We start from the raw sequence: 26,096 nt of genomic DNA on the forward strand, positions 1-26,096 counted from the left end.
GATGAGCAACGCAATCGCCCCCCGCGCCGGCGAAGGCGCCCCGCCCGCCGCCTTCGATCCGCTCCGCCAGCTGTCGGCCCTCGCGGGCCAGCCCGCGGTCAAGCGCAGCCTGCCGCTGCTGATGCTGGTGGGCTTGGTGCTGGCCGGCTGGCTCGCCTGGTCGGCGGTGTCGTCGCCACCGCAGCGAATCCTGTTCGCCAACGTGACCGATGCCGACAAGGCGGCGATCGCCAGCGCGCTACAGGCCGCGAATATCGCGTCGAGCATCGATTCGGCGGGATCGATCACCGTCGCCGAGGACGACTATCATAAGGCGCGGATGCTGCTCGCCAGCCAGAACCTGCCCAAGGCGGCGCCCGGCGGCTATGCCATCCTCGACCAGCTACCGATGGGCGTAAGCCGCGCGGTGGAGGGCGAACGGCTGCGCCAGGCGCGCGAGACCGAGCTTGCCCGATCGATCGAGGAAATCGATTCGGTGGCGGAGGCGCGCGTCCATCTCGCGACGCCCGAGGCCAGCGTGTTCGTGCGCGACCGCACCGATCCGTCCGCCAGCGTCGTGCTGAAGCTCCAGCCCGGCCGCGCGCTAGGCGAGGCGCAGGTGCGATCGATCGTCAATCTGGTCGCGTCGTCGGTGCCGGGCATGCGACCCGAATCGGTGACGATCGTCGACCAGATGGGGGCGCTGCTCTCCCGCTCGACCGATGGCAGCGGTGCGGGCAGCCCCGCCGATCAGCGCATCGATTTCCAGCGCCGGATGGAGGCCAAGTATCGCGACCAGCTCGTCCAGCTGCTCACTCCGCTGGTCGGCGCCGGCAACTTCACCGCGGAGGTACAGGCCGATGTCGATCTCGACGAGAACCAGGCCACTCGCGAAAGCTATGACAAGCAGGGCGGCGTGATCCAGCGCGAACAGGGCGCCTGGACCGGCACCGCCAAGGATGGTGCGGCGCCGGGCGGCATTCCCGGTGCGCTTTCGAACACGCCGCCGCCCGCCAGCCAGCTGGTCAATCCCAACGCCCCGGGCCAGGCCGGTGCCGGCGCGCCGCCGGCGGGCACCGCGCCCGCCGCCGCCCCGCCCGTTCAGCAAAAGCAGAGCGACAGCTTTGCGCGCACCTATGCCACCGGCAAGGAAGTATCGGTGACGCGCGCGATGCCCGGCGCGATCAAGCGCCTGTCGGTGGCGGTGCTGCTGCGCGAGGAACCGGGCAAGCCGCGCGGGCTGGCCGAGATCAACCAGATCACCGAGCTGGTGCGGGCTGCGGTCGGCTTCGATGCCGCGCGGCAGGATCAGGTGATGGTCGTCAGCCGCAAGTTCACCGCGCCGCCGGCCGGCGCCGCCGATCAGCCGGCCTGGTATCAGGCGGACTGGGTACCGCTGGTCGCACGCAACGCCACCGCGCTCGTGATTGCGCTGCTCGTGCTGTTCCTCGGCATCCGGCCGCTCGCCAAGGCGTTGCTCAAGAAGCGCGAGGAGGCGGTGCCGGGCAATAACGCCGCGCTGCCGATCGGTGCCCCCGATACACCCGCCGCCGGACCATTGCCGGCCGCCGCGCCGCCCTCGCCGGTGAGCATCGACATGCTGCAACAGCCCGGCAACGGCTATGACGAGCGCGTCGGGCTGGTGCGCGGCTTCACCCGCGACAATCCGGCGCGCGCCGCGCTGGCGGTTCGCGACATGATCCGGGCGGACGCGCAATGACGCCCACCCGGCACTTCACGGGGGTCGAACGTGCCGCCGTGCTGATGATGCTGGTCGGCGAGGAGGAAGCCGCGGCGATGCTGCAAAAGCTCGACCCCGACGAGGTTCGCGAGCTGGGCGCGGCGATGTTCGCCGTCGCCGATGTCAGCGAGGCCGAAGTCGAGCAGGTGCTCGACGATTTCACCCGCAAGGCGCAGGCGCGCACCGGCATCCAGTTCGATCCCGCGCCGCGGGTCGAGGGGATCATGACGCGCGCGCTTGGCCCGGACCGCGCCGGCAGCATGCTCGCGCGGATCGCCCCGGCCCAGGCGGGCGCGGCGCTCGACATGCTGCAATGGTATTCGGCCGAGGAGATCGCGGCGATGGTCCGCGACGAACATCCGCAGGTCGCCGCCGTGCTGCTCGTCCATCTCGATCCGACGCTCGCCGCCGAGGTGTTCGAACATCTGCCCGAGGGCAACCAGCCACAGATCCTGCGACGCATCGCGAAGCTCGGCCCGGTCCCGCCCGAAGCCGTCGAATCGCTTCGCGCGCTGCTGGCCGAGCGCAGCGGCGGCACGCGCGCGCGCGCATCCACGCCACTGGGCGGCACGCGCGAGGCGGCCAAGATTCTCTCCGGCGCGCGCAAGGCAACCGAGCGGCGCGTGATGCCGCGCCTCGCCAAGATCGACCGCGAGGTCGCACGAGCGATCGAGGAAGCGATGTTCGTCTTCGACAATCTGCTCGAGCTCGACGACAAGAACCTGTCGACACTGATTCGCGCGGTCGACGGCGAGGTGCTGATCAAGGCGCTGAAGGGCGTCGAGGAAGACGTCCGCAACCGCTTCCTCGGCTGCATGTCGAGCCGCGCCGCCGACGGCATCCGCGACGAGATGGAAGCACGCGGCCCGATGAAGATCGCCGAGGTGCTCGAGGCGCAAAAGGCGATGGTCGCCATCGGACGCGCGCTGGTGAAGGACGGCACGATCACCATGCCGGGCGGCGGCGGCGAGGACGATTATGTCTGACTTCACCCCCGGATTGGTCGCCCGACATCCCGCCGGCCAGGCGACGCTTCAGCCGCCGCCGGCGGGTATGGCCGATTTCGCGCCTGCCCCGATCGCCCGCGAGCGGCGGCGCCGCACCGGCGATGCGCCCGCCGCGCCGCGCCATTTCAGCCCGGCCCGTCCGGGGACGAACCCGACCGAAGGCTGGGACCCGTTCGATCCCGCGCCCGTCGCGCCGCCGCCATCCGCGACGCCGGCGCCAATGGACATGGCCGAGGCGATCGCCGCAGCCCATGCCGCCGGCCGGGCCGAGGCGCTGGCCGAGGTGGCACTGCGCGACGCAAGCCACGCCGCGCTGGCCGAACGGCTGGCGGCCACGCTCGGCACCGGCGCCCATATCGATCGCGAGCGGATCGCCGCGGCACTGCGCCAGACGGTGCTTCAGCTCGTTGCGCGGCTGATCGATGATTCGGGGATCGACGGCGCGCTGCTCGCGGCGCGGATCAACGCGGCGACCGAATTGCTGGCAGAGGCGTCGGAATCGACGCTGCTGCGAATGCACCCGGACGATGTCGCGCTGGTCGAGGGGCGGCTGCCCGCCAATTTGTTCGCGGTCGGCGACCCCAATGTTGCGCGCGGCGCCTTCGTGCTCGAAAGCGCCTCGACGCTGGTCGAGGACGGACCGGCGCTTTGGCTGGCACATCTGGCCGATGCGCTCGATCGCGTCACGCTGCCACCCGCATGCTGATCGACTTCGCGACCGACTATCTGCAGGGGCTTGCCGCCGCCGCGTTCGACCCGCGCCCCCGCGTGGCCGGGCGGCTTGCGGCCTGCGACGGCCTGCTGATGGAGGCGATTGGGCTTTCGCTGCCGGTCGGCACGATCTGCGCGATCGGCGAAGGGGACGGCAGCATCGAAGCCGAGGTGATCGGGTTTCGCAATGGCCGCACGCTGATGATGAACCTCGGCGGTCCCGCGCCGCTGCTGCCCAACGCGCCGGTGCGGCCGATCGGCCCGCCGGGCGAGGCCGATGTCGGCGCCGCGCTGCTCGGCCGCGTGGTCGACGGCGCAGGGCGGCCGATCGACGGGCTCGGCCCGATCCGCGGCGCGGGACGCTGGCCGCTCGCCGGCCACATCCAGAACCCGCTCGAGCGCGGCCGCGTTCGCGAACCGCTCGATGTCGGCGTGCGGGCGATCAACGGGCTGCTGACGATCGGCCAGGGGCAGCGGGTGGGGATCATGGCGGGTTCGGGCGTCGGCAAATCGGTGCTGCTCGGCATGATCGTCCGCGCGGCCGCCGCCGATGTGATCGTGATCGGGCTGATCGGCGAGCGGAGCCGCGAGGTCGCCGACTTTCTGGAGACCAAGGTCGCGGGCGAGGCGCGGGCGCGATCGGTGGTTGTGGCGGTGCCTGCCAATCATTCGCCGGTGCTGCGCATCCGCGGCGCGCTGCGTGCGACCGCGATCGCCGAGGCGTTCCGCGCCGAGGGCAAGAAGGTGCTGTTGATCATGGACAGCCTGACCCGCGTCGCCCATGCCGGCCGCGAGATCGGACTGGCGCTGGGCGAGCCCGCCTCGGCACGCGGCTATCCCCCCTCGGCGATCGCGATGCTGCCGGGACTGATCGAGCGTGCGGGCAGCGATGTCGCGACCGGCGGCTCGATCACCGCGATCTACACGGTTCTCGCCGATGGCGATGACGGCAACGATCCAGTGGTCGACAGCGCGCGATCGATTCTCGACGGCCATATCGTGCTGAGCCGGGCACTCGCCGAACGCGGCGTCTATCCGGCGATCGACCTCGGCCCTTCGGTGAGCCGCGTGATGACCGACATTGCCGATGTGCCGCATCTGCGCGCCGCCCGCGTGCTGCGGCGGCATCTCGCGACCTATGAGGAGAATCGCGACCTGGTGCTGATGGGCGCGTACCGCCCCGGCGCCGATCCCGCGATCGACGCAGCCATCGCCGCGCATCCGGCAGTGATGGAATATATCCGCCAGTCGGTCGACGAAACGGTGAGCATCGCCGATGCGGTGGCGGAGCTGACCGGCGTGTTCGGCGATGGCTAGGCCGGCGGGCCGGCTCCAGCGCCTGTTGCGCGTCCGCACGCTCCAGCTCGATCAGATGCGGGCGCAGGAAGCCGATGCCAGGCGCCGTGTCGACGATGCCCAATCGCTGCGCCAGCGGATCGACGAACTCGCGGCAGGCGTCGAGCCTGTGGTCGCGGCGGCCAACGCAGCGACGCTGTTTCACGCCGCCGCCCAGTATCGCGCCCGCCTCCACGAATCGGCCGAAGCCGCAGCCCGACGGGCCAGCACCGCCGCCGAGGGGCTGGCCGCCGCGCGCGCCGCGACCCAGGCAGCGCACCGCGACCAGAGCGCCATCGAAAAGCTCATCGAGCGCGCCCGCAATGAGGCGATGCGCCGCGAGCGCCGCGCGCTCGAAGACATGCCCGCTACACCGAGGAAACGGCACGATCCTTGCTGAACCGATGACCGATACAGGTCATTCGGGGATCATGCCGTGATTCAGATCTCGAGCACCGCACCGCGCGTCGCCATCGCCGCGCCGCAGGGCAACAGCGTCGCCGCCGGCGAGGCGCAGGCGAGCGACTTCGCCGTCGCGCTCGCCGCGCTGCTGGTGCCGGGCGCCGGCAAGATGGCCGACCCCGCCCGGCAAGTCGCTGCCGAAGGCGGCAAGATCTTGCCGGAGTCGCCCGGCGGCGAAGAGGACGGCCAGACCGGCGTGCCGGACAGCGATGCCGATGACGATGGCGACGGCGCCGATCCCGCCTTTGCCTGGTTCGGCCTCGCCCCGGCCCCGCCGCAGCCCGCCACCGCGCTTGCGGTACCCAGGCCGGTAACCGTCACCGTTTCGCTCGCCGCAACAAGCGAAGGCGCCCCGGTCGCAACCGCCGCCGAAAATGCGGCTCCCCAGGCCGACCTTGCGGCGCAAGACATGGCAGATCCCGAACTCGCCTCGAAGGTCGCGACCGATCGCCAGGGCGCAGCCTCAGCGCCCGATACGCGTGCGCCGACGCCCGCCCCCGCACCGATCGCGGTGGCGCTAACCGCCGACGACGTCCCGCAATTGACGCCGGTGCCGGCGGTGCGGCCCGAGCCAGCGGCCGCCGAGCTGCCGGCGACCGCCCCGGTCCGACGAACCATGCGCGACCTGACGGCGCTGACCGGCGCAACCGCGTCCAGCACCGACACCGCCGCGACGACGCCGATCGCCGTCGCGGCGCCCGCAGCCGCCCAGCAGGGCGCGCTCGACACCCGTCGCCACGACTGGACCGGCGCGATGGTCGAGCAGATCGAGGCGTTGCGCGACGCCGGACCGGCCGGCGAGACGCGGCTGCAACTCGCCCCGGACGGCCTCGGCAAGGTCGACGTCGCGATCCGTTCGGACGGTGATCGCGTCCATGTCCACTTCACCACCGAAACCGGTGCCGCCCGCCAGCTGCTCGCCGATGCGCAGCCGCGCCTTGCCGAACTCGCCGAATCGCGCGGGCTGCGGCTGGGCGAGACCAGCGTCGCGAGCGGCGATGCCGCGTTGGGCCAGCAGACCGCGCAACAGCAGCAGCAACAGCAACAACAGGCCGCCGCCCGCACGCTCCGTCCGGCGAGCGTGACGCGGAGCGCGGACGCCGCCGATCGCCCATCCGATCAGCGCGTCGCCTGATCCATCCCAAAGGAGAGCCACATGGCCGAAATCGTCGAAGACACTGCGAAGAAGAAAAAGGGCAAGGGCAAGCTGCTGTTGCTGATCGTGCTGCCGCTGGTGACGCTGGGTGCGGGCGGCGGCGCCGCGGTGTTTGCGATGCAGTCCGGCTGGCTGGGCGCCGCCCATGCCAGCGCCGCCGAGTCCGACGAACCTCGCCTCGTTCCCAAGAGCGAGGAGCAGCGCGCTTCGCTGAAGAGTGGCGAGGGCGGGCATGGCGAGGAAGGCGGCGGCGAAGTCCACGGCCTCACGACCCCGTCCGGCGCCGGCGGCGACAAATATGCGTCCAACTATTACGCGCTCGAAAAGGAATTCACCTCGAACCTGCAGGACAGCGTCCATTTCGTGCAGGTCGGGATCGCGGTGTCGACCCCCTATGATTCGCGCGTGCTCGAAAACATCAAGACGCACGAGATCGCGATTCGCTCGGCGGTGCTGATGAGCCTGGGCGAGACCGCCGAGGAAGAGGTGTTCACCGCCGAGGGCAAGAAGCGCATCCAAGACCGGCTGGTGAAGGCGATCAACGCCGTTCTCAAGCAAAAGGAAGGATTCGGCGGCGTCAGTAACGTCTACTTTACCAATTTCATCGTTCAGTGAACGGGCATGGTTAACGCCCCTTCATCCTCGGTCGCAACGGATCAGCCCGCGCCCGCCCGCCCCGGTGCCACGCACGCACCGGCGCTGGGCGCCGCCAGCCGCAATCCGTTCGGCGACCTGGCGACGCTTCAGCACCTGTCGGTGCGGCTCGCCAAGGCACTGAAGGGTGTCTTCGAATCCCATTATAGAGGCGAAGTCGGCTGCGCGGCCGAACCGATCGTGATTCAGCGCTTTTCCGACTATCGCGCCGAACGCGGCGACGGGCTGAGCACCCATCACGGCCTCGCGATCGTCGGGACGCGCCACCGCGCCCGGCTGATCTGCGACGGGCAGCTTATCCTGGAAATGCTCGACTGTTTCTTCGGTGGCGCCGGCGACGTGCCGATGCCGCTGCCCGTCAGCCTCAGCCCCGCGGCCGCGATGCTGGGCGACCGGCTCGCCGCCAGCGTCGCGCCGTTGCTCGACGCGGCATGGGAGCCGCTGGCCAGGATCACCTTCGCCCCCGATCCGCAGCCCGCGACCGCGCACGAGCCTGCCGCCGACGAGGCGATGGTGGTCGCCCGCTTTATCGTCACGCCTGCGGGGGGCACGGCGCATCACTGCGATATCCTTTATCCGGCGCAGGCGGTGAAGTCGCTCTGCACGGCGCCGGGCGACCAGGCCGAGCCCGCGCCGGCGGCCGAGCCGCAATGGCGCGCCGGCCTCACCCGCGCGGTGATGCGCGTGCCGCTGCCCGTGCGCGTCGTGCTCGCCGAACCGACAGTGCCGCTTGCAACGCTGCTCGATCTCAAGCCGGGCGACGTGATCCCGCTCGAATTCGGTGCCGAAGCCCCGGTGATGGTCGCCCAGCGGCGGCTGGGCACCGGTGAGATCGGTGCCACCCGCGGCCGCGCCGCGGTGCGCCTCACTTCGCTCGAACCGCTTACCGAAGAGGATTTTCGATGAACGACATGACGGGCGGCTTTGCGGTCGACACCGCCGCCACCGCCAATTTCCGGCTGCTTCAGGACGTCGGCGTCAAGCTGACGGTCGAGATCGGCTCGGCGCAGCTGTCGCTGCGCGAGCTGCTGGCGCTGGGCGAGGACAGCGTGATTGAGCTCGACCGCGATGCCAGCGAACCGCTCGATATCTTCGTCAACGGCACGCTGATCGGGCGCGGCGAGGTGGTGACGCTGGGCGACAAGTTCGGCATCCGCATGACCGAGCTCGTCAGCCCCGAAAAGCGGGCCGAACGGGCATGATCTGGACCTATATCCTGAAGCTGGTGGTGCTGCTGCCGCTGGTGTGCGGCCTGCTCGTCGCCTGTCTCTACGCCTGGCGCAAGGTCGAGGGACGGCTGCCGCGCCAGCAGGATCAGCGGCTCGTCCAGGTCAAGGAAACGATGCTGCTGTCGCCGGGGCTCAAGCTCGCGGTGGTCGAATTCGAGGGGCGGCGGCTGCTCGTCTCGGTGAGCCGGGCGGGCGTTTCGCTGGTCGATCGAGCACAGTGATGCGGATTGCACTTCCCACGCCGCGCACGATCGGCGGCCGCGCCGCGCTCGCCGTTGCGCTGATCGCCTGCATGTTGCTGTTCGCGCTGCCTGCGCTGGCGCAAGGCGCGCCGGCACCGGTGCCTGTGCCCGCTGCCACGCCGGGCATGGGCGACGCCGTCGACCGCGCGCTCGGCGAACTCGGCGGCGGCAATGCCCCGCTCAGCCTGTCGCTCCAGCTGCTCATCATCATGGGCCTGTTGACGGTGCTGCCCGGCATCCTGCTGATGATGACCAGCTTCACCCGCATCGTCATCGTGCTCGCGATCCTGCGCCAGGCGCTCGGCCTGCAACAGACGCCGCCGAACCAGGTGCTGATCGGCCTGTCGCTGTTCCTCACCTTCTTCGTGATGTCGCCGGTGATCAACCAGGCGAACACCACCGCGATCCAGCCCTATGCCGCCGGCAAGATCGGCGCGACGCAGATGATCGAAGGCACCGGCACCGCGCTGCACGGCTTCATGGCGAAGCAGGCGCGCGTTCGCGACGTCAAGCTGTTCGCCGATCTCGCCAAGAGCGGCCCCTATGCCAGCGTCGCCGACATTCCCTATTCGGTGCTGCTCCCCGCCTTCGTCACCAGCGAGTTGAAGACCGCGTTTCAGATCGGCTTCCTGATCTTCCTGCCGTTCATCGTCATCGATCTGGTCGTCGCCACCGTGCTGATGAGCCTGGGCATGATGATGATGTCACCGACGATCATCTCGCTGCCGTTCAAGCTGCTGCTGTTCGTGCTCGTCGATGGTTGGGCGCTGACGATGGGCAGCCTCGCCTCCAGCTTCGCGAGTTGACGGGCATGGACGCCGATTACTTCCTCACGGTCGCACGCGAGGCGATGGGCGTCGCCGCGCTCGCCGCCGCGCCGCTGCTGATCCCGGCGCTGGTCGCCGGCCTGCTGCTCGGCATGGTTCAGGCCGCCACCTCGATCCAGGAACAGACGCTCAGCTTCGTGCCCAAGCTGATCGTGGTGGGCATCAGCATCATCGTGTTCGGCGGCATGATCCTGGGGCTGATCGGCGATTTCACGATCAGCATCTTCGAACGCATCCCGGATCTGCTCCGGTGAAGGCGGCGCGCGACGGCGCAGCAGCGCGATGAACACCCCGCTCGGCTTCGGGCTGGCGATCGAGCCGCAGCTCTGGGCGCTGTTGTTCGCGATGGTGCGGATCGGCGCGGCGTTCATCACCGCGCCGGTGTTCAGCGCGGTGTCGGTACCGCTGCCGGTTCGGATCACGCTGGCGGGGGCGATCGGCGTGCTCGTGGTCAACACCGCGACGATCACGCCGCCGGCGGAGATCTTCGCGCTTTCGACCTTCCTGTCGGTCGCGGCCGAGGCGCTGATTGGCCTCGCGCTCGGCTTCGTGCTCCAGATCGCGTTCGCCGCGCCGCTGATCGCCAGCGAAGTGATCGGCATGGGGATGGGCCTGGGCTTCGCCAATGCGGTCGATCCGAACAGCGGCGCGAGCACGCCCGCGCTCGGCCAGTTCCTCTCGCTGCTGCTGACGGTGCTGTTCCTCGCCACCGACGGCCATCTGGTGCTCGTCGATCTGGTGGTGCGCAGCTATCAGGCGATGCCGCCCGGCGCGTGGCTGGCGCCCGAGCGGCTGATGGCGATCGTGCTGTTCGGCGGCTATGCGTTTCTCGCCGGGCTGCTGCTGGCGCTGCCGGTCGGTTTCCTGCTGCTCTGCCTCAACGTCGTGATCGGCATGCTCAGTCGTGCCGCGCCGGCGCTCAACCTGTTCGCGATCGGCATCCCCGCCAGCCTGGCGATGGGCCTGATCGCAATCGTCGTCGCGCTGCCGGCGATGGGTGATTTCCTGCTCGTCATTCTGCGCGAAGGACTTTCCGCGACCGCCCGACTGGTGCTCGGCTGATGTCGGAGAGCGCGGGCGAAAAGACCGAAGCCCCAACCCAGAAGCGCAAGCGCAAGGCAGCCGACGAAGGCCAGATCCTGCGTTCGCGCGATTTCGGCGGGGCGCTGGTGATCCTTGCCGGCTGCGCGTGGATGGCGGCACTGGGGCCGTCGCTGCTGCGCGGCTGCCGCGACGTCATGACGGCGGGCTTTTCGTTCAGCCGTGCCGATATCGAGGATTTCGAACCGTGGCGCCCGCTGCTCGCCGCCGGGTGGAAGCTCGCCCCCGCGCTCGCCGGGCTGTTCGCGCTGGCGATCGTCGCGGCACTGCTCGGCCAGGCGGGCTTGGGCAGCTTTCAGTTCAATGCCAAGCTGTTCGCGCCAAAGGCGTCGCGGATCGATCCCGGCGCCGGGCTCAAACGCATCTTCGGGCCGACCGGGTGGATCGAACTCGGCAAATCGCTGCTCAAGGTCGTGCTGCTCGGATCGATCGGGGCGTGGATGCTCTGGTCGATTTCGGGCACCGCGCTCGGCCTTGCCGCCGCCGACATCAACGCCGCGCTCGGATCGCTCGGCAGCCGCTTCCTCACGCTGATGTTCGTGATGGGCGCGGGGCTGCTGCTGATCGCGGGCATCGACGTGCCGATCCAGCTGCTCCGCCACTGGAACCAGCTGAAGATGACCAAGCAGGAGGTCAAGGAAGAGCATAAGGAAAGCGAAGGCTCGCCCGAGCTCAAGGCGGCGCAGCGCCAGCGGCAGCGCGAAATCCTGAAGGGCGGGTTCCGAAAGGCGGTGGGCACCGCGCATGTCGTGCTCACCAACCCGACGCATTTCGCGGTCGCGCTGCGCTATGACCAGGGGCGCGATCAGGTGCCGGTGGTGGTCGCCAAGGGGCGCGGCCAGACGGCGCTGGCGATCCGCGAGCTCGCCGCCGAGTTCGAGGTGCCGGTGCTCGAATATCCGAGCCTCGCCCGCGCGGTCTATTACACCAGCCGCGAGGGTCAGGAGGTACGCGACGACCTTTACCTCGCGATCGCGACGGTGCTGGCGTTCGTGTTCGGCGTCAACGCGCGCGCCGCCGGCATCCAGCCGGTCGTGCGCGTGCCGGACAGCGCATTGTTCGACGAAAACGGGCGCCGGATCGGGGGCAAGCCCTAAATTCCCGCAGCAACCGGCCGTTGAACGGCAAGGAGGCTCCCATGACGACGACATCGAGCACGACATCGACCAGCAGCGCCAGTTCGTCGATCCTGACGACGCTGGGCGCAGGGTCGGGCATCGACACCGCCGCGCTGGTCGACCAGCTCGTCACCGCGCAGTTCGAGAACAAGAACAATGCGCTGAGCGCCAAGACCGAGACGCTGAGCGCACAGATTTCGTCAGTGGCGACACTCAAGAGTGCGATCACCAGCTTCGATAGCGCGCTCAAGTCGCTGATCAAGGGCGGCACGCTGACCACCCAGCCGACCAGCAACGACACCGGCCTGCTCAAGGTTTCGACGATCGAGGGCAAGTCGGTGGGCAAGCTTTCGGGGACCGTCGAGGTGCGCCAGCTCGCCGCCGCGCAGGTGGCGAACAGCGCCCCCGTCGCCGATGCCTCCTCGCCGATCGGCACCGGCACGCTGACGCTGCGCTTCGGCACCGCCACCGTCGCGGACGGCGCGATGACCGGCTTCACCGCCGGCGAGGGCGAGGCGATCGACATCGCCATCACCAGCGACAACAACAGCCTCCAGGGCATCGCCGATGCGATCAACGCCAAGGGCGCCGGCGTCACCGCGTCGATCCTGAGCGATGCCGATGGCGCCCGGCTGGTGCTCAAAAGCGCGACCGGCGCCGATCAGGCCTTCACGCTGACCGCGACCGAAGATGCCGACGCGCCCGGGCTCGCCGCGCTGTCGATCGGCGTCGGCGCTGCCGGCACGACGATCGGATCGGCGGCACAGGATGCGATCGTCGCGGTCGACGGCGTCGCTGTCCGCCGCACCACCAACAGCATCAGCGACCTGATCGACGGCGTAAAGCTCGATCTCGTCGCCGCCGCACCCGGCACGAAGGTGACATTGGGGACTGAGGCCCCGACCAGCGGGCTGAGCCAGGCGGTCAGCGACTTTGTCGAGGCCTATAACCAGCTGGTCGACATGCTGAAGACGGCGACCGATCCGGTAAACGGTGCGCTGAAGAGCGATACCGCCGCCCAGACGATGATGCGCCAGCTGCGCCAGCTGACCTCGACCGACATGGCGCCCGGTGCCGCAAGCGGCCAGCCGCACACGCTGGCCGATCTGGGTGTCGCAACCGCGCGCGACGGCACGCTCAGCGTCGACAGCACCCGCCTCGCCTCCGCGCTGGCCAGCTATCCCGACACAATCGAGGCGATGTTCAAGGATGGCAGCGGCGTATCGGCCGCGCTGTCGGCGATTGCGACTACGGCATCGAGCAACAGCTATGGCCTGGGCGCCAGCCAGACCCGCTATCAGAAGTCGCTCGACGACATCGCCGAGCAGCAGAGCGCCGCTGCCGCCGATGCCGAAACCGTGCGCACCCGCATGACCCGCCAGTTCGCGAACATGGACACGATGGTGGCCAGCTACAAATCGACCCAGAGCTTTCTGCAGCAGCAGATCGACGCCTGGAACAGCAGCGACAGCTGATGAGCCGATACGCCACCATGCTCGCCGCCGATCCCGCCCGCACCTACCGCCAGGTCGATATCGCGGGGCGCACCGGCGCGGCCGATCCGCACGCGCTGGTCGGCCTGCTGTATGACGAAGGCGTCGCCGCGCTGCGGACGGCCGCCTGGGCAGCCGAACAGGACAAGCCGGCGGTCAAGAGCGAACGCGTCGCCCGCGCCACGGCGGTGCTGTTCGCGCTCGAGGCCGGATTGGACTTCGACAAGGGCGGCGAGGTCGCACACACGCTCTCGCGCTTCTATCACGGCCTGCGCGGCGCGATCGTCCGTGCCAGCCTCGGCAACGATCCCGCGCCGTTCCGCGCCGCCGCCACCGATCTGGCCGATATCGCCGGGGCATGGGCAACGATGCGCGGCTGATTGCCGGCTGGCGCCCGCCACGCTCTTGGTCTAGCGAGAGGCCATGCGAACCCCTCACATCGTCGCGCTGGGCGGCACGCTGCGGCCGCAATCCAGCACCGGTCGCCTGCTCGCCGCCGCGCTCGAACGCGCGGAAGCGCGCGGCGCCACCACCACGCTGCTCACCGGTCCCGATATCGCCTTCCCGCATTACGAGCCCGAACTCGGCGAGAGCCATGAAGGCGCGGTGCGCTTCGTCGCAGCGCTCCGCAGCGCCGATGCGGTCATCATCGGCTCGCCGGGCTATCACGGCACGCTTTCGGGCCTGGTCAAGACCGCGCTCGACTATGTCGAGGTGCTGAGCCGCGACGATCGCCCCTATTTCGACGGCATGCCGGTGGGGCTGATCGCGACGGCCGCGGGCTGGCAGGCAGCCGTCTCCACGCTGCATGCGCTCCGCACCATCACCCACGCCCTGCGCGGCTGGCCCACGCCCTTGGGGCTGGCGATCAACACCGCCGAGCCGGGCGATCCGGTGGCACAGGCCGCGACCTCGATCGACCGGATGGTGGATCAGCTCTTCACCTTTCTGAACCGCTGACGAACGCGCTCTTTACGCTTTCGTCACGGTCGCTCGTTACCCCTGCGGGTCGGCGATCAGTCATGGGGAGCGACATGAATCAGCGGGATGGCGGGATGAACGAAGGGCGTCGGCGGCTGCGGCCAACGATCCTGGCGATCGGGCCCGACCGTCAACGACTGAACCCGATTGCCCAGCGGCTCGGCGACGCGGCCTATATGGTGGTGCTGGCAGAATCGGGCCGCGCCGGCATCGATCTGATCACCGCCGGCGGGTTCGATCTGGTCCTGGTCGAAGAAAGGCTGCCCGACATGTCCGGCATGGCGCTGCTCGCCGAGATCCGCGGCCATCGCGACACGGCGGACCTGCCGATCCTGTTCCTGCTGGCAGAGGAAGCGGCGGCCCGCGCGGCGCAGGCGCTTTCCGCCGGCGCCGACGATTGCTGCACGCGCGACACGCCGTTCGAGTTGCTGGCGGCGCGGATCGAGCGGACGATGGCACGCGCCGGCCGGCTCGAAGCGCTCAAGCGCGCCAATCTCGCGCTCGACGCGCGGGTTGCGGCGCGCGCGATCGAGCTGGGCGAGGCGCGCAGCGCGCTGGCCGCCGCCTATGCCGAACAGCGTCGGCTGGGCGACATGCCGGTGCGGCGTCCGCCCTATTCGGGCGCAGCGGTCGGCGCCTGAAGGCGCTCAGCCGTCGAACCAGTGGCGGCGCGTGAAGAAGCCGGCAATCGCCACCGCCATTGCCACGCACACGCCCACCACGCCCCAGAACGCCCATTCCTCGTGCGCAAAGGGGATGCCGGCGACGTTCATCCCCAACAATCCGGTAAGGAAGGTGAGCGGCAGAAACACCAAGGCGACGATCGCGATCAGCAGCGATCGCTGGTCGAGCAGCTCGCCGCGCAGATCGGTGAGCGTCTCGTGCGTCAGCGCCGCCCGCTCGCGGATGCTTTCGACTTCCTCGGCCATGCGCGCGGCGCGATCGGCGGCGGCGGCAAGGTGCAACCGATCGTCCTCGCGCAGCCACTCGCCGGGCAGCCCCGCCAGCTTCTCGATCGCCGCGCGCTGGGGATTGAGGAACCGCCGATAGCCGATCGCCTGCACCCGCACCCGGTTCACCAGCCGCCGCAGTTCGAAGGCGCGGTGACCGGACAGCTGCTCCTCGCAATCGTCGAGCGAGTCGCCGAGTTCGGCGACCACCGGATCGAGTTCCTCGGTGATTTCCTGCGCGATCGCGGCGATCAGGTCGCCCGGATCAAGGATTCTGCCCTTCTCCACCTCCTCGCGCACCGGCTGGAGCGCGTTGAGCGGCTTGCGCGTTACCGAGAACACGCAGCCGCCCATCGCATAGATTCGGATCGAGGCGAGCGGATCGGACGCCGTCATCGCCTCGGACGAAAGCCCGCGCAGGTTGATCACCGCGCCGTCGCCCACCGCGTCGCAGCGCGGCCGCGTTTCGGTCGCGGTCAGCGAATCGATCACATATTGCGAGAGCTTCGCCTCGCCGCCGAGCCAGAGCTGCGCCCGCTCGTCATTGGTTGTGAGGTGGATCCAGGTGAGTCCGCCATTCTGCCCGAGCGCCGCCCGCATCGTCGGCTGCTCGACCTTCCCGTCCTTCACGACATAGGCGAAGCCGCTCAACGCGCCATCTCCAGCCAGAGCGACAGCCCGTCGCCGGGATCGGCGGGCGGACGGGCGAGGATGCGCGCGGCATCGGCGCGGGCGCGATTGAGGATGGCGTCTGGCACGTCGCCTAGATGGAAAAGCCGATCGGCCTGCGCAAGCAGCCGGGCGTGACGCAGGGTAAGGTCTTCGGGATCGAGCGAGGTGAGGCGGAGCGTGACGAGCTGCGCTTCGGGCGCGGTGCCGGTCGCCAGCCAGCGATCGACATCGCCGTCTCCTGCCAGCAGGTCCAGCGCCCCACCCTCGCCCAGCGCCTCGGCCAGCGCGCGGCGCCGCGCCCCCGGATCGGGCCACCGCGCTTTCATTGCCACGCGACTGCCGCCCAGCGCACGGGCAAGCCCGCCCAGCCCCTGCGGCAGCAAGGCCTCCAGCCGCTGGCGCAGCGCCGCCGCCAGCCCTGCGGAGACGCCGCCGGTGCCGATCGCGATCAGCACCGGATCGCGATCGACGATCGCCGGCAAGGTGAAGTCGCAAAGCTCGGGCCGGTCGACGCAGTTGACGAGAACGCCGCGCGCCTTGAGCCGCGCGACCACCGCCTCGGGTTCGTCCAGCGCGACGATGGCGAGCGAGGCGGCCTCGTCCTCACCCACCACCAGCGCGCCGGCGCGGTCGAGCAGGCGGCGCTTGGCGTCCGCCGGCTCGCCCTTGCCCACCAGGATCACCGGCCGCCCCGCCAGCTTCACGAACAGGGGCAGCGCGGCGAGGCTCACTTCAGCCAGTCCGGCACCTGCTCGGCGCCCATGATCGCCTCGGCGGAAATGCGGCCGGCGACGATGGCATAGCGGTCGCCCGACACCAGCACCTCGGGCACCAGCGGGCGGCTGTTATAGGTGCTAGCCATGGTCGCACCGTACGCGCCTGCCGTTTCCAGCACGGCGAGGTCGCCGGACTTCACCGCATCGATCTCGCGCGCCTTCACGAACACGTCGGTGCTCTCGCACACCGGCCCGGCGACATTCGCCACGAAACGCTCGCCATTGGGTTTCACCGCCGCGAAGCCGTGATAGGCGTCGTACAGCGCCACGCGCGCGAGGTCGTTCATCGCGGCATCGACGATCACCCAGGGATGGACCTGGCCCGGCTTCACCCACAGCACTTCGGTGACGAGCACGCCCGCGCTGCCGGCGATGGTGCGGCCGGGTTCGAACATCAGTTCGACGTCCCAGTCCTTGGTCGCGCGCGCGACCATTTCGGCATAGGCTTCCGGCGTCGGCGGCACCTCGCCGGGGCGATAGGCGACGCCCAGGCCGCCGCCGAGATCGACATGGGTGATGGTGTGGCCGTTGGCGCGCAGCTCGGCGAGCAGCCGGCCGACCCGCTCGAACGCGGCTTCCAGCGGCGCGAGGCCGAGCAGCTGGCTGCCGATATGCACCGCGATGCCGTGCAGGTCGAGGCCGGGCAGCTTGCCCAAGCGATCGAAGATTTCCGGTGCCTCGCCGATCGGCAGGCCGAACTTGTTCTCGGCCTTGCCGGTCGAGATCTTCTCGTGCGTGCCGGCATCGACGTCGGGATTCACCCGCAGCGCCGCGCGCGCGGTCAACCCGCGCTCCGCCGCCAGCGCCGCCAGCACTTCGCCTTCCTCGACCAGCTCGAGGTTGAACTGGCCGATCCCGGCCTCCAGCCCCTTCACCAGCTCGGCGCGCGTCTTGCCGACGCCCGAAAAGACGATGTCCTTCGCCGCAACGCCCGCCGCCAGCGCGCGCGCCATCTCGCCGCCCGAGACGACATCGGCGCCGAAGCCCTCATTCGCGAGCAGCTTGAGCACGGCCAGATTGGGGTTCGCCTTGATCGCAAAGGCGAGGTGCACGCGCCCCAGCGGCTTCAGCGCATCGCGAAACGCGCGGGCGTTCGCCTGGAAACGCTCGGTGGAATAGACATAGACGGGGGTTCCAACCTCGGCAGCGATGCGCGCGAGAGGAATGGATTCGACGTGCAGTTCGCCGTCGATCAGGGAAAAATCGGTCATGAACCTCGGTGTTCGCCTTGGGCGAGTATCAGGTGGGCGGCAGATCGAATTCGTCGCTGCGCCGTTCGGTGGAACTCTCGATCAGGGCTCCACTGCGACCGGGGCGCGTCTGGGGCGCCGGTTTGAGAAGGTCGGGAGGGGTGGGTGTCGCCTCGGCGCCATAGGGCGCCACGGGCAACGATGCGCCGGGCGCAGGCGCCAGGGCCTCGCGCGCGCCGCAGCCGCCGAGCGTGATCAACACGCCTGCAAGCAGCATTTGCCTCCTCATGCTTCCTCCTCGCGGCCCTTGCGTGCCGCCGCTATCGCCGCGCGAACCCGCGCGGGCGCCGTACCGCCGAAACTGGTGCGGCTGTTCACCGACGCGTCGACGCTGAGCACGTCATATACGCGATCATCGATGCGCGCGTCGATTTCCTTTAGGGCATCGATCGATAGCTGATCGAGCCTGATGCCCTCGGCCTCCGCCCGCGCCACCGCGCGGCCGGTGATATGGTGCGCCTCGCGGAACGGGATGCCGCCCTCGCGCACCAGCCAGTCGGCCAAGTCGGTCGCGGTCGAATAGCCCGCCTCCGCCGCCGCGCGCATCCGCTCCAGCCGGAAGGTCGCGCTCTCCACCATCCCGGTCATCGCCGCGATGCTGAGGCCGAGCAGGTCGTGCGCCTCGAACACCGGCGGCTTGTCGTCCTGCATGTCCTTCGAATAGGCGAGCGGCAGGCCCTTCATCGTCATCATCAGGCTGAACAGCGCACCGCTGATCCGCCCGGCATGGCCGCGCACCAGCTCGGCCGCATCGGGGTTGCGCTTCTGCGGCATGATCGAGCTGCCGGTCGACCATTGATCGGACAGCGCGACAAAGCCGAAGGGCTGGCTCGCCCAGATCACGAACTCCTCGGCCAGCCGGCTGAGGTGCAGGCTGCACTGCGCGGCGGCCGTCAGGTAATCGAGCGCGAAGTCGCGGTCCGAGACCGAATCGAGCGAGTTGCGCGTCGGCCCGTCGAAGCCCAGCGCCTTGGCCGTCGCCTCACGGTCGAGGTTGAACCCGGTCCCGGCCAGCGCCGCCGAGCCCAGCGGGCACAGGTTCATGCGGGCGCGGGCGTCCTTCAGCCGCGAGCGATCGCGCGCGAACATCTCGAAATAGGCCATCAGGTGGTGGCCCAAAGTCACCGGCTGCGCGACCTGGAGGTGCGTGAAGCCCGGCATCACGCTGTCGGCATGCTGCTCGGCCCGCGCCAGCAGCGCATCCTGCAGCGCGCCCAGCGCCGCGTCAGCCTGATCGATCGAATCACGCACCCACAGGCGAAAATCGGTCGCGACCTGGTCGTTGCGTGAACGCGCGGTGTGGAGGCGGCCCGCGACCGGGCCGATTGTCGCAGCCAGCCGGCTTTCGGAGAGCATGTGGATGTCTTCGAGCGCTAGATCCTCGGGCACGCCGTTCGCCGCGAAATCCTCGGCGACCTGGTCGAGCCCGGCGGAAATGGTCGCGGCGTCCTCGGCCCCGACAATCCCCTGCTGCCCCAGCATCGCGACATGCGCCTTGGAACCGCGCAGATCCTGCTGCCACATCCGCTTGTCGAAGGGGATGGAGGCGTTTATCTCGCGCATCACCGCGGACGGGCCTTCGGCGAAGCGCCCTCCCCACATGGCATTGGAGCTAAGCTTGCGCTCGGTGATCGGTCTTCTCCTTCTGGGCGCCCTCGCAGTCGCGGGGTGCGATAAGCAATCGCAGGCGCCACAGCAAGCGAACGAAACGAGCGGAGCGGCAAACGCTGTTGCGCCGGCGCCGATCGAGAAGATCGATCGCAGCCACAAGGGCGAGGCGGCGCCGACGATCGGCTTTACCGACGCCGCGGGCAAGAAGACCACGCTGGCCGCCTTCAAGGGCAAGCCGGTGCTGCTCAACCTGTGGGCGACCTGGTGCATCCCCTGCATCAAGGAGATGCCGACGCTCGATACGCTCGCCGGCCGCGCCGGCGATACGCTGGTGGTGCTGCCGCTTTCGCAGGACCTGAAGGGCATGGAGGTGGTCGGCCCCTTCTTCCAGAAGAACGGCTACAAGCATCTGAAGCCGTGGCTCGACACCGATATGGCGGTGAGCGTCGCGATGGGCGCCAACCTGCCGACGACGATCCTCTATGATTCAACTGGCAAGGAAGTCTTGCGCGTGACCGGCGAGTTCGACTGGGCGAGCGACGAGGCCGCGAAACTGATCGCAGAGGCGAAGTAAGCGCCCACCTCCCGCCGGAGGCAGCGGGAGGGGTGAGCTGGACGCCTCAGCCCATCCGCCCCAGCACCTCGCGCAACCAGGCCTCGGTTTCCGCAGCATGGGTCACGGGCAGCATGTGGCCGCCATCGATCAGCGTGAGCGTGGCGCCCGGGATTTGGCCGGCACTGCGCTCGCCTTGGCGGGTGGGGTCGAGCACCGCGTCCTGCCGGCCATACAGGATCGCGACCGGCACGGCGACGTCGCAATAATGCGGCACCAGCGCCTGCATCGCGTCGCGTGCCATGCGCAACTCGAAGCTCCCCATCTCGTAGGCGCGTGACCGGGCGGCCAGCGCTCCGCCTCCGGCGGTCGCGAAATCGGCCGGCACCGGATCGGGCGCGAACACCGCCGCGGCGTTCTGGCGACCAAAGGCGACCGCCATCGGCACGGCGATCGTCCAGGCGACCGGTTCGCGCACGCCCGGCGGCGCCATCAGCCCGCGGAACATGGCCGGTGGCCGGTCCTCCGGCTGCGTCAGCGGCGCGATCAGCGCCAGCGCCCCCGGCACATCGGGCCGCGTCACCGCCATCGCCAGCGCAACCGCGCCGCCCATCGAATGGCCGACAATCAACGGCTTCTCCAGCCCCAGCGCCTCGATCAGTTCCGCGATCATCCGCGCCTGCCCGGCAAGATCGGGCCGCGCACCGGTCAGCACCGAATGGCCCCAGCCCGGACGATCGACCAGGATCACCCGGTGATCGCCGGCAAGGCGCGCCGCGAGCGAGTGGCTGAAGTTGCGCAGCTGCCCCATCAGCCCGTGGATCATCACGATCGCCGGCCCCGGCGCATCCTCGGGTCCCAGCTCGACAAGGTGCAGCCGCGCCCCCGCCACTTCGATGAACCGCCCGTCCGGCGGCACCATCTCCTCCGCCTTGCGCCCGGCCCAGGCCGACCATCCGGCCAGCCCGAGAATGCCTATGCCTGCCAGTCCGAACGGTATCAGCATCCAGCGCTCCCCTGTCGATCAGCGGATATAACCGGCCTTGCGCAGAAAGGCTGCCAGCGATTCCGGGAAGTCGCGATAATGGCTTTGGTGTCCGGCCGGGCAGCCGTGGCCAGCCCAGCGCGAAGGCGACACGTCGCAATCCTGCCAGAGGGTGCGGCTTTCGCGGTTGTAATGGCGCAGCATCTGTTGCCAGGCGTCGGGGAACTGGCTGATGCGCGCGGCGTCGGCGACATAGGCGGCGCAACTGCCGTTACGGTCTGCATCGGCCGGGTTGAAACAGCGCGCCCGCAGTCGCGCCATGTCGCGCCGGAAAATGGCGGCATAGGCGGGCTCGCGGGACACATCGAGCGGCTGGCCGCGCCGAACGGTCAGGACGACGGGTGGACGCGGCGTGCACGCGCCGCAGCCGAACTGATAGGCGAATCGTCCATCGCCAAGCACGAAGTCGATGCGGCCGTCGCCCGAAAGATCGCTCAGCCGTGCCGGCAATTCGCCCTGCAACTGGCCGGGCAGGAAAGCCTGGCGGAACCCTTGCCTCTGCGGGATCAGCAATTGTTCGCGGACACCGCCCGCCGAGCCGCCCGACTGGTTCTCGATCACCACGCCCGGCCGGGCGTCGCCGGGCTCGAACCGGACCACCGCGACGCGATAGTAGGAGGACTGGCTGTCGCCGAGCACCCGATAGACCGGCAGGCCGGGCGCCTCGACCGTCACCAGCGGCTGGTTGTTCTGCGGGTCCCAGCGGCAGCCTTCGGTCTGGGGCGGCGTTTCGCAGGGGGCGGGTTCGATCTGGATTCGCACGCCACCCGACTGCCAGCTCACGCGCCCGTCCTTGGGCTTCCAGAAGCGGAAGGTGCCGGCCGGCACCTGTTCAGAGGCCGTCTGGGCGAAAGCGGGGGAGACAAGCGACAACGCGCAGAGCACCAGAACGGGCAACGAGACGCGCAAAGGGCGGGGCTCCGATTCGAGGAACTGCGCCAGACTAATGCCCGGCAAACGCTCCGTCCATCGACATGGAGCAACGCTTCGTCGCGGGCTTACCCCTCGACCGGCGCCTCGCCCTCCTCACGTTCCTGCGCCTGTCGCGCCCACATTTCGGCATAGACGCCGCCCGCGCGCAGCAGCTCGGCATGGGTGCCTTGTTCTACCACGCGGCCCGCCTCCAGCACGATGATGCGGTCGGCATGCACCACCGTCGACAGGCGATGGGCGATGACGATGGTGGTGCGGCCCTGCTCGATCGATTCTAGCGTCGCCTGGATGTCGGCCTCGGTGCGGCTGTCGAGCGCGCTGGTCGCTTCGTCGAGGATCAGGATCGGCGGGTTCTTCACCAGCGTGCGGGCGATCGCCACGCGCTGCTTCTCGCCACCGGACAGTTTCAGCCCGCGCTCGCCCACCCGCGTGTCGAGCCCGTCGGGCAGCGCCTGGATGAAGTTCGCGATCGAGGCGCCGCGCACCGCCTCGGCGATCTGTTCGGGCGTCGCGCCCTCGCGGCCATAGGCGATGTTGTAGCCGATCGTCTCGTTGAACAGCACCGTGTCCTGGGGCACGATACCGATTGCGGCGCGAAGGCTGGTCTGGGTGACGTCGCGAATATCCTGCCCGTCGATGGTGATGCGCCCGCCGGTCACGTCGTAGAAGCGGTACATCAGCCGCGCGAGCGTCGACTTGCCCGCCCCCGACGGCCCGACCACCGCCAGCGAGCTGCCCGCCGGCACGTCGAGATCGATGCCCTTCAGGATCGGGCGCTCCGGATCATAGCCGAACACCACGCTCTCGAAGCGCACATGGCCGCGCGCGATCACCAGCGGTGCCGCGCCCGGCGCATCGACGACTTCGGCGTTGGTGTCGATCAGGTCGAACATCGCGGCCATGTCGATCACGCCCTGGCGGATCGTGCGATAGACCCAGCCGAGCATGTCGAGCGGACGGAACAGCTGGCTTAGCAGCGTCGACACCAGCACCACGTCGCCCGGCGTGAATCGCCCGCTCGACCAGCCGAACACGACCAGCGCCATGCCGGCCGCCAGCATCGTGTTGGTGATTACGGCTTGGCCGATGTTCAGCCAGGCAAGCGAATTCTCGCTGGTGACCGCTGCCTTCATATAGGCGGTCATCGCCTTGTCGTAGCGGGCGCTCTCGCGCGCTTCGGCATTGAAATATTTGACCGTTTCGAAGTTGAGCAGCGAATCGACGGCGTGCGCGACGGCGCCGGTATCAAGATCGTTCATCCGCTCGCGCAGCTTGGATCGCCAGTCGGTCACCCAGCGGGTGAAGGCGATGTAGATCACCACCATCGCGCAGGTGCCGGCAACCAGCCACATGCCGAAGCGCGTGCCGAAAATGCCCAGCACCATCGCGAGCTCAAGGATCGTCGGCGCGATGTTGAACAGCAGGAAATAGAGCATCGTATCGATGCTCTTGGTGCCGCGCTCGATCACCTTGGTCACCGCGCCGGTGCGCCGCTCCAGATGGAAGCGGAGCGACAGCTGGTGGAGATGGCGGAACACGTCCGATGCCAGTCGCCGGGTCGCATCCTGCCCCACCCGCTCGAACACCGCGTTGCGCAGATTGTCGAACAGCACGGTGCCCAGCCGCGCGGCGGCATAGCCAACCACCAGCGCAACGACGAGCCAGACGGCGTCGCGCGATCCCGAGGCCATGCGATCGATCGCCCCCTGGAGCGCGAACGGCGCGCCATAGACCTGCACCAGCTTCGAACAGAGCACGAGCAACAGCGCGATCACGATCCGCACGCGCAACCCGGGCGAGTCCTTCGGCCAGAGATAGGGCAGGAAGCGGCGCATCGTGGCGAGCATCGGCCGCTCGGTCGCGGGGGACGAAGTTTCGGGAGGCATCGTCCCCATCTGGGGCGCGCGCGCAGGCGATGCAACGGCGTTACGGAACGCCTCGTCCCAACGCACGTTGGTTTTGCAGGAGGCCAGTCATGGACCAACTGCTATATGTGATGGCAATCATGGGCTGCAGCGACGACAATCTCGCCTGCCGCCAGGTTCGTCTCGAACCCGTACAATATACCTCGCAGGTCGCGTGTCAGGAAGCCATGGGCGACGCGCTTCGTCGCAACAGCGATGTCGACTACCCCGTTGTGACCGCCACCTGCCAGCGGCAGAGCGAGCAGATGGTCGCTCGCGACGAGGCACGCCGGACGCGCGGCAGCTGAACGTTATTCGTGCGAGCGGCCGAAGTCCGGCCGCGCATCGTCCTGCCCCTGGTCGATGATCGAGCGGCGGATGGCGCGGGTGCGGCTGAACAGCTCGAACAGCTCCTCGCCCTTGCCCCAGCGGATCGCGCGTTGCAGCGCGGTCAGGTCCTCGGTGAAGCGCTGGAGCATGTCGAGCACCGCCTCGCGGTTGCTCAGGAACACGTCGCGCCACATGGTCGGATCGGATGCGGCGATGCGGGTAAAGTCGCGGAAGCCGCCCGCCGAATATTTGATCACTTCGGACTGGGTGACTTCCTCGAGGTCCGAGGCGGTGCCGACGATCGTATAGGCAATGAGGTGCGGCAGATGGCTGGTCACCGCTAGCACGCGGTCGTGATGCCCCGGCTCCATCGTCTCGACCATCGCGCCCAGCCGCCGCCAGAATTCGCTCACCCGCTCGACCGCGAGCGGATCGCTGCCCTCGGGCGGGGTGACGATGCACCAGCGCTTCTGGAACAGCGAGGCGAAGCCGGCGGTGGGGCCGCTATTCTCGGTACCCGCCACCGGGTGCGCCGGGATGAAGGTTGCGTCCGGCAACGCCGCGCGCACCGCCTCGATCACGGTGCCCTTTGACGAGCCGACGTCGCTGACGATCGCCTCGGCCGGCAGGTCGGCGGCGATCTCGGCTGCCACCGCGCCCATTGCGCCCACCGGCACGCACAGGATCACGAGGTCGGCGTCGATCACCGACGCTCCGGCGCTGTCCGCCACATCGTCGCACAACTCGATCGCCACCGCCGTCTCGCGCACGGCAGGATCGGCGTCATATCCGGTGACGCGCACGCTCGGCATGTGCTGGCGGATGCCGCGGGCGATCGAGGAGCCGATCAGCCCGAGGCCGAGGATGGTAACGCGGGCGAAGGGCAGCATCAGGCGCCGAGCAAGCGGCGCAGCGATGCGGCCACGCCCTTGATCTCGTCCTCGGTGCCGATGGTGATGCGCAGGCCGTGCGGCAGGCCCTGGCCCGGCAGCCAGCGGACGATATAGCCGTCCTCCATGAGGTGCTTGTACGCCTGCTCGCCGGTCACTTCGCCTTCGAACAGGACGAGCTGGAAATTGGCCTTGGACGGCACGGCGCGGACGCCCTTGTTGCCCATGCTGGCGATCTGCTCGGCAAACCAGGCGCGCCACTTGGCGTTATGGGCGCGGCTGTGCGCCACGAATGCCTTGTCGCCCAGCGCCGCGATCGCCGCACGGCCGGCGCCGATGCTGAACGCAAACGGCGCGCGGATGCGGTGCATCGCGGCGATGATGTCGGGGTGCGCATAGCCCCAGCCCACCCGCTCCGAGGCGAGGCCGAAGATCTTGGAGAAGGTGCGCGTCACCAGCACGTTGGGCTGGGTGCGGGCAAGCTCCAGCCCGCCGTCATCGTCCTCGGGCTCCAGATACTCGGTGTAGGCCTGGTCGAGCACCAGCAGCACGCTCTTGGGCAGTGCCGCGTGCAGCCGCGCGATTTCTTCGCGCGCCGTGTAGGTGCCGGTCGGATTGTTCGGATTCGCGAGGAAGACGACCTTGGTCTTTTCGGTCACGCAGGCAAGGATCGCGTCGACATCGGTCGCATAGTCGCGGTCCGGGGCCACCACCGGCGTCGCGCCGACGCGGCGGGCGGCGATGTCGTACACCGCGAAGCCGTAGCGGACATAGATGATCTCGTCGCCCACGCCCGCGAAGGCCCCGGCGGCGAGGTGCAGCACCTCGTCCGATCCGGTGCCATAGACGATCCGCTCGGGCTCCACCCCGTAATGCGCGCCCAGCGCCTCGCGCAGCGCGACCGCGCCGGCATCGGGATAGCGCTCCAGCTCGGTCGCGGCACCGGCATAGGCGTCGCGCGCGGCCTGGGGCGTGCCGAATGGATTCTCGTTCGACGAGAGCTTGGCGGCGGGCTTGCCCGAATCGGTGGTGGCGCGGCCCGGGACATAGGGGGCGATGGCCATCACCCAGGGCTTGGGGACGGGTGCGTTCATGGGGCCGGGGATTGGCGGAATGGCGGCCGATTGGCAAGCAGTACGGCGGGGA

The 26,096-nt window shown here is 69.3% G+C and carries 30 protein-coding genes; 20 read left to right on the forward strand and 10 right to left on the reverse strand.

Features of this window, described 5'->3' with window-relative positions; genetic code table 11:
• The first annotated feature begins 1 nt into the window (after window position 1).
• The 18 genes from fliF (at window position 2) to ACX40Y_RS03150 (ending at window position 14,677) form a co-directional block, all read left to right on the forward strand.
• Window positions 2-1,699 carry a flagellar basal-body MS-ring/collar protein FliF gene (fliF, locus tag ACX40Y_RS03065; RefSeq protein WP_459118057.1) on the forward strand — a complete coding sequence of 566 codons (1,698 nt, stop codon included), beginning with the start codon at window positions 2-4 and terminating at the stop codon, window positions 1,697-1,699.
• Window positions 1,696-2,706 carry a flagellar motor switch protein FliG gene (gene fliG / locus ACX40Y_RS03070; RefSeq protein ID WP_459118058.1) on the forward strand — a complete coding sequence of 337 codons (1,011 nt, stop codon included), beginning with the start codon at window positions 1,696-1,698 and terminating at the stop codon, window positions 2,704-2,706. The genes fliF and fliG overlap by 4 nt, the downstream gene beginning before the upstream one ends.
• Window positions 2,699-3,433 (forward strand): FliH/SctL family protein, encoded by a 735-nt coding sequence (locus tag ACX40Y_RS03075; protein ID WP_459118059.1) that lies wholly within the window; start codon window positions 2,699-2,701, stop codon window positions 3,431-3,433. The genes fliG and ACX40Y_RS03075 overlap by 8 nt, the downstream gene beginning before the upstream one ends.
• Window positions 3,427-4,755, forward strand: coding sequence for a FliI/YscN family ATPase (locus ACX40Y_RS03080; RefSeq protein ID WP_459118060.1), 1,329 nt, complete (start codon window positions 3,427-3,429; stop codon window positions 4,753-4,755). The genes ACX40Y_RS03075 and ACX40Y_RS03080 overlap by 7 nt, the downstream gene beginning before the upstream one ends.
• Window positions 4,748-5,173: a hypothetical protein gene (locus tag ACX40Y_RS03085; protein WP_459118061.1), complete on the forward strand. Its 426-nt coding sequence runs from the start codon at window positions 4,748-4,750 to the stop codon at window positions 5,171-5,173. Before ACX40Y_RS03080 ends, ACX40Y_RS03085 begins: the two co-directional genes overlap by 8 nt.
• Window positions 5,174-5,209: 36 nt before the next feature.
• The gene (locus ACX40Y_RS03090) at window positions 5,210-6,370 is read left to right on the forward strand and encodes a flagellar hook-length control protein FliK (RefSeq protein WP_459118062.1); all 1,161 of its coding nucleotides are present in this window, start codon (window positions 5,210-5,212) and stop codon (window positions 6,368-6,370) included.
• 21 nt (window positions 6,371-6,391) lie between these two features.
• On the forward strand, window positions 6,392-7,006 hold the full coding sequence (locus tag ACX40Y_RS03095; protein WP_459118063.1) for a flagellar basal body-associated FliL family protein: 615 nt from the start codon (window positions 6,392-6,394) through the stop codon (window positions 7,004-7,006).
• A 6-nt stretch (window positions 7,007-7,012) separates the two neighbouring features.
• On the forward strand, window positions 7,013-7,951 hold the full coding sequence (locus ACX40Y_RS03100) for a FliM/FliN family flagellar motor switch protein (protein ID WP_459118064.1): 939 nt from the start codon (window positions 7,013-7,015) through the stop codon (window positions 7,949-7,951).
• Window positions 7,948-8,247 carry a flagellar motor switch protein FliN gene (gene fliN / locus ACX40Y_RS03105; protein ID WP_459118065.1) on the forward strand — a complete coding sequence of 100 codons (300 nt, stop codon included), beginning with the start codon at window positions 7,948-7,950 and terminating at the stop codon, window positions 8,245-8,247. Before ACX40Y_RS03100 ends, fliN begins: the two co-directional genes overlap by 4 nt.
• Entirely contained in the window at window positions 8,244-8,495 is a 252-nt protein-coding gene (locus ACX40Y_RS03110) for a flagellar biosynthetic protein FliO (RefSeq protein ID WP_459118066.1), read from the forward strand. The genes fliN and ACX40Y_RS03110 overlap by 4 nt, the downstream gene beginning before the upstream one ends.
• Window positions 8,495-9,322 carry a flagellar type III secretion system pore protein FliP gene (fliP, locus tag ACX40Y_RS03115; RefSeq protein WP_459118067.1) on the forward strand — a complete coding sequence of 276 codons (828 nt, stop codon included), beginning with the start codon at window positions 8,495-8,497 and terminating at the stop codon, window positions 9,320-9,322. The genes ACX40Y_RS03110 and fliP overlap by 1 nt, the downstream gene beginning before the upstream one ends.
• A 5-nt stretch (window positions 9,323-9,327) precedes the next feature.
• Window positions 9,328-9,597, forward strand: a complete 270-nt coding sequence (gene fliQ, locus ACX40Y_RS03120) for a flagellar biosynthesis protein FliQ (protein ID WP_459118068.1) — start codon at window positions 9,328-9,330, stop codon at window positions 9,595-9,597.
• A 28-nt stretch (window positions 9,598-9,625) separates the two neighbouring features.
• On the forward strand, window positions 9,626-10,405 hold the full coding sequence (gene fliR, locus ACX40Y_RS03125) for a flagellar biosynthetic protein FliR (protein ID WP_459118069.1): 780 nt from the start codon (window positions 9,626-9,628) through the stop codon (window positions 10,403-10,405).
• On the forward strand, window positions 10,405-11,541 hold the full coding sequence (locus ACX40Y_RS03130) for an EscU/YscU/HrcU family type III secretion system export apparatus switch protein (protein ID WP_459118070.1): 1,137 nt from the start codon (window positions 10,405-10,407) through the stop codon (window positions 11,539-11,541). Before fliR ends, ACX40Y_RS03130 begins: the two co-directional genes overlap by 1 nt.
• A 41-nt stretch (window positions 11,542-11,582) precedes the next feature.
• Entirely contained in the window at window positions 11,583-13,037 is a 1,455-nt protein-coding gene (gene fliD / locus ACX40Y_RS03135) for a flagellar filament capping protein FliD (protein ID WP_459118071.1), read from the forward strand.
• A complete protein-coding gene (locus ACX40Y_RS03140; RefSeq protein WP_459118072.1) occupies window positions 13,037-13,435 on the forward strand; it encodes a flagellar export chaperone FliS in 399 nt (132 codons plus the stop codon). The genes fliD and ACX40Y_RS03140 overlap by 1 nt, the downstream gene beginning before the upstream one ends.
• Before the next feature lie 43 nt (window positions 13,436-13,478).
• Window positions 13,479-14,015: an NADPH-dependent FMN reductase gene (locus ACX40Y_RS03145; protein WP_459118073.1), complete on the forward strand. Its 537-nt coding sequence runs from the start codon at window positions 13,479-13,481 to the stop codon at window positions 14,013-14,015.
• A gap of 74 nt (window positions 14,016-14,089) precedes the next feature.
• Window positions 14,090-14,677 (forward strand): response regulator, encoded by a 588-nt coding sequence (locus ACX40Y_RS03150; protein ID WP_459118074.1) that lies wholly within the window; start codon window positions 14,090-14,092, stop codon window positions 14,675-14,677.
• 6 nt (window positions 14,678-14,683) lie between these two features.
• Here the strand turns inward: ACX40Y_RS03150 and ACX40Y_RS03155 are convergent, their stop codons facing one another.
• The 5 genes from ACX40Y_RS03155 to argH are packed head-to-tail and all read right to left on the reverse strand — an operon-like array spanning window position 14,684 to window position 19,286.
• Window positions 14,684-15,637 carry a CorA family divalent cation transporter gene (locus ACX40Y_RS03155; RefSeq protein ID WP_459118075.1) on the reverse strand — a complete coding sequence of 318 codons (954 nt, stop codon included), beginning with the start codon at window positions 15,635-15,637 and terminating at the stop codon, window positions 14,684-14,686.
• Complete coding sequence (locus ACX40Y_RS03160) at window positions 15,634-16,389, reverse strand: precorrin-2 dehydrogenase/sirohydrochlorin ferrochelatase family protein (protein ID WP_459118076.1); 756 nt, start codon at window positions 16,387-16,389, stop codon at window positions 15,634-15,636. Before ACX40Y_RS03160 ends, ACX40Y_RS03155 begins: the two co-directional genes overlap by 4 nt.
• Complete coding sequence (gene lysA, locus ACX40Y_RS03165) at window positions 16,386-17,645, reverse strand: diaminopimelate decarboxylase (protein ID WP_459118077.1); 1,260 nt, start codon at window positions 17,643-17,645, stop codon at window positions 16,386-16,388. The genes ACX40Y_RS03160 and lysA overlap by 4 nt, the downstream gene beginning before the upstream one ends.
• Before the next feature lie 28 nt (window positions 17,646-17,673).
• Entirely contained in the window at window positions 17,674-17,913 is a 240-nt protein-coding gene (locus tag ACX40Y_RS03170; RefSeq protein WP_459118078.1) for a hypothetical protein, read from the reverse strand.
• The gene (argH, locus tag ACX40Y_RS03175) at window positions 17,910-19,286 is read right to left on the reverse strand and encodes an argininosuccinate lyase (RefSeq protein WP_459118079.1); all 1,377 of its coding nucleotides are present in this window, start codon (window positions 19,284-19,286) and stop codon (window positions 17,910-17,912) included. The genes ACX40Y_RS03170 and argH overlap by 4 nt, the downstream gene beginning before the upstream one ends.
• A gap of 25 nt (window positions 19,287-19,311) precedes the next feature.
• On the opposite strand from argH, the gene ACX40Y_RS03180 reads away from it, so the two are divergent.
• Entirely contained in the window at window positions 19,312-19,869 is a 558-nt protein-coding gene (locus ACX40Y_RS03180) for a TlpA family protein disulfide reductase (RefSeq protein WP_459118080.1), read from the forward strand.
• Between the two features lie 46 nt (window positions 19,870-19,915).
• Here ACX40Y_RS03180 and ACX40Y_RS03185 read toward each other — a convergent pair whose 3' ends face one another.
• From ACX40Y_RS03185 to ACX40Y_RS03195, 3 genes are all read right to left on the reverse strand, one after another.
• Complete coding sequence (locus tag ACX40Y_RS03185) at window positions 19,916-20,854, reverse strand: alpha/beta fold hydrolase (protein ID WP_459118081.1); 939 nt, start codon at window positions 20,852-20,854, stop codon at window positions 19,916-19,918.
• An 18-nt stretch (window positions 20,855-20,872) separates the two neighbouring features.
• Window positions 20,873-21,766, reverse strand: a complete 894-nt coding sequence (locus ACX40Y_RS03190) for a hypothetical protein (RefSeq protein WP_459118082.1) — start codon at window positions 21,764-21,766, stop codon at window positions 20,873-20,875.
• Between the two features lie 125 nt (window positions 21,767-21,891).
• Entirely contained in the window at window positions 21,892-23,712 is a 1,821-nt protein-coding gene (locus ACX40Y_RS03195) for an ABCB family ABC transporter ATP-binding protein/permease (protein WP_459118083.1), read from the reverse strand.
• A gap of 89 nt (window positions 23,713-23,801) precedes the next feature.
• On the opposite strand from ACX40Y_RS03195, the gene ACX40Y_RS03200 reads away from it, so the two are divergent.
• Window positions 23,802-24,038 carry a hypothetical protein gene (locus ACX40Y_RS03200; RefSeq protein WP_459118084.1) on the forward strand — a complete coding sequence of 79 codons (237 nt, stop codon included), beginning with the start codon at window positions 23,802-23,804 and terminating at the stop codon, window positions 24,036-24,038.
• A 3-nt stretch (window positions 24,039-24,041) separates the two neighbouring features.
• Here ACX40Y_RS03200 and ACX40Y_RS03205 read toward each other — a convergent pair whose 3' ends face one another.
• Entirely contained in the window at window positions 24,042-24,950 is a 909-nt protein-coding gene (locus ACX40Y_RS03205) for a prephenate/arogenate dehydrogenase family protein (protein WP_459118085.1), read from the reverse strand.
• Window positions 24,950-26,044, reverse strand: a complete 1,095-nt coding sequence (gene hisC, locus ACX40Y_RS03210) for a histidinol-phosphate transaminase (RefSeq protein ID WP_459118086.1) — start codon at window positions 26,042-26,044, stop codon at window positions 24,950-24,952. The genes ACX40Y_RS03205 and hisC overlap by 1 nt, the downstream gene beginning before the upstream one ends.
• Window positions 26,045-26,096: the final 52 nt, after the last annotated feature.

The organism is Sphingomonas sp. RS6, from assembly GCF_054489705.1.

Coding starts and splice junctions, on each gene's coding strand:
- ACX40Y_RS03185 (WP_459118081.1), bottom strand. CDS start 20,854: ATGCTGATACCGTTCGGACTGGCAGGCATAGGCATTCTCGGGCTGGCC.
- fliG (WP_459118058.1), top strand. CDS start 1,696: ATGACGCCCACCCGGCACTTCACGGGGGTCGAACGTGCCGCCGTGCTG.
- ACX40Y_RS03080 (WP_459118060.1), top strand. CDS start 3,427: ATGCTGATCGACTTCGCGACCGACTATCTGCAGGGGCTTGCCGCCGCC.
- ACX40Y_RS03200 (WP_459118084.1), top strand. CDS start 23,802: ATGGACCAACTGCTATATGTGATGGCAATCATGGGCTGCAGCGACGAC.
- ACX40Y_RS03140 (WP_459118072.1), top strand. CDS start 13,037: ATGAGCCGATACGCCACCATGCTCGCCGCCGATCCCGCCCGCACCTAC.
- ACX40Y_RS03145 (WP_459118073.1), top strand. CDS start 13,479: ATGCGAACCCCTCACATCGTCGCGCTGGGCGGCACGCTGCGGCCGCAA.
- ACX40Y_RS03100 (WP_459118064.1), top strand. CDS start 7,013: ATGGTTAACGCCCCTTCATCCTCGGTCGCAACGGATCAGCCCGCGCCC.
- ACX40Y_RS03150 (WP_459118074.1), top strand. CDS start 14,090: ATGAATCAGCGGGATGGCGGGATGAACGAAGGGCGTCGGCGGCTGCGG.
- fliN (WP_459118065.1), top strand. CDS start 7,948: ATGAACGACATGACGGGCGGCTTTGCGGTCGACACCGCCGCCACCGCC.
- ACX40Y_RS03095 (WP_459118063.1), top strand. CDS start 6,392: ATGGCCGAAATCGTCGAAGACACTGCGAAGAAGAAAAAGGGCAAGGGC.
- ACX40Y_RS03110 (WP_459118066.1), top strand. CDS start 8,244: ATGATCTGGACCTATATCCTGAAGCTGGTGGTGCTGCTGCCGCTGGTG.
- ACX40Y_RS03130 (WP_459118070.1), top strand. CDS start 10,405: ATGTCGGAGAGCGCGGGCGAAAAGACCGAAGCCCCAACCCAGAAGCGC.
- ACX40Y_RS03205 (WP_459118085.1), bottom strand. CDS start 24,950: ATGCTGCCCTTCGCCCGCGTTACCATCCTCGGCCTCGGGCTGATCGGC.
- ACX40Y_RS03075 (WP_459118059.1), top strand. CDS start 2,699: ATGTCTGACTTCACCCCCGGATTGGTCGCCCGACATCCCGCCGGCCAG.
- fliR (WP_459118069.1), top strand. CDS start 9,626: ATGAACACCCCGCTCGGCTTCGGGCTGGCGATCGAGCCGCAGCTCTGG.
- ACX40Y_RS03170 (WP_459118078.1), bottom strand. CDS start 17,913: ATGAGGAGGCAAATGCTGCTTGCAGGCGTGTTGATCACGCTCGGCGGC.
- hisC (WP_459118086.1), bottom strand. CDS start 26,044: ATGAACGCACCCGTCCCCAAGCCCTGGGTGATGGCCATCGCCCCCTAT.
- fliP (WP_459118067.1), top strand. CDS start 8,495: ATGCGGATTGCACTTCCCACGCCGCGCACGATCGGCGGCCGCGCCGCG.
- fliF (WP_459118057.1), top strand. CDS start 2: ATGAGCAACGCAATCGCCCCCCGCGCCGGCGAAGGCGCCCCGCCCGCC.
- fliQ (WP_459118068.1), top strand. CDS start 9,328: ATGGACGCCGATTACTTCCTCACGGTCGCACGCGAGGCGATGGGCGTC.
- ACX40Y_RS03085 (WP_459118061.1), top strand. CDS start 4,748: ATGGCTAGGCCGGCGGGCCGGCTCCAGCGCCTGTTGCGCGTCCGCACG.
- argH (WP_459118079.1), bottom strand. CDS start 19,286: ATGTGGGGAGGGCGCTTCGCCGAAGGCCCGTCCGCGGTGATGCGCGAG.
- ACX40Y_RS03195 (WP_459118083.1), bottom strand. CDS start 23,712: ATGCCTCCCGAAACTTCGTCCCCCGCGACCGAGCGGCCGATGCTCGCC.
- fliD (WP_459118071.1), top strand. CDS start 11,583: ATGACGACGACATCGAGCACGACATCGACCAGCAGCGCCAGTTCGTCG.
- lysA (WP_459118077.1), bottom strand. CDS start 17,645: ATGACCGATTTTTCCCTGATCGACGGCGAACTGCACGTCGAATCCATT.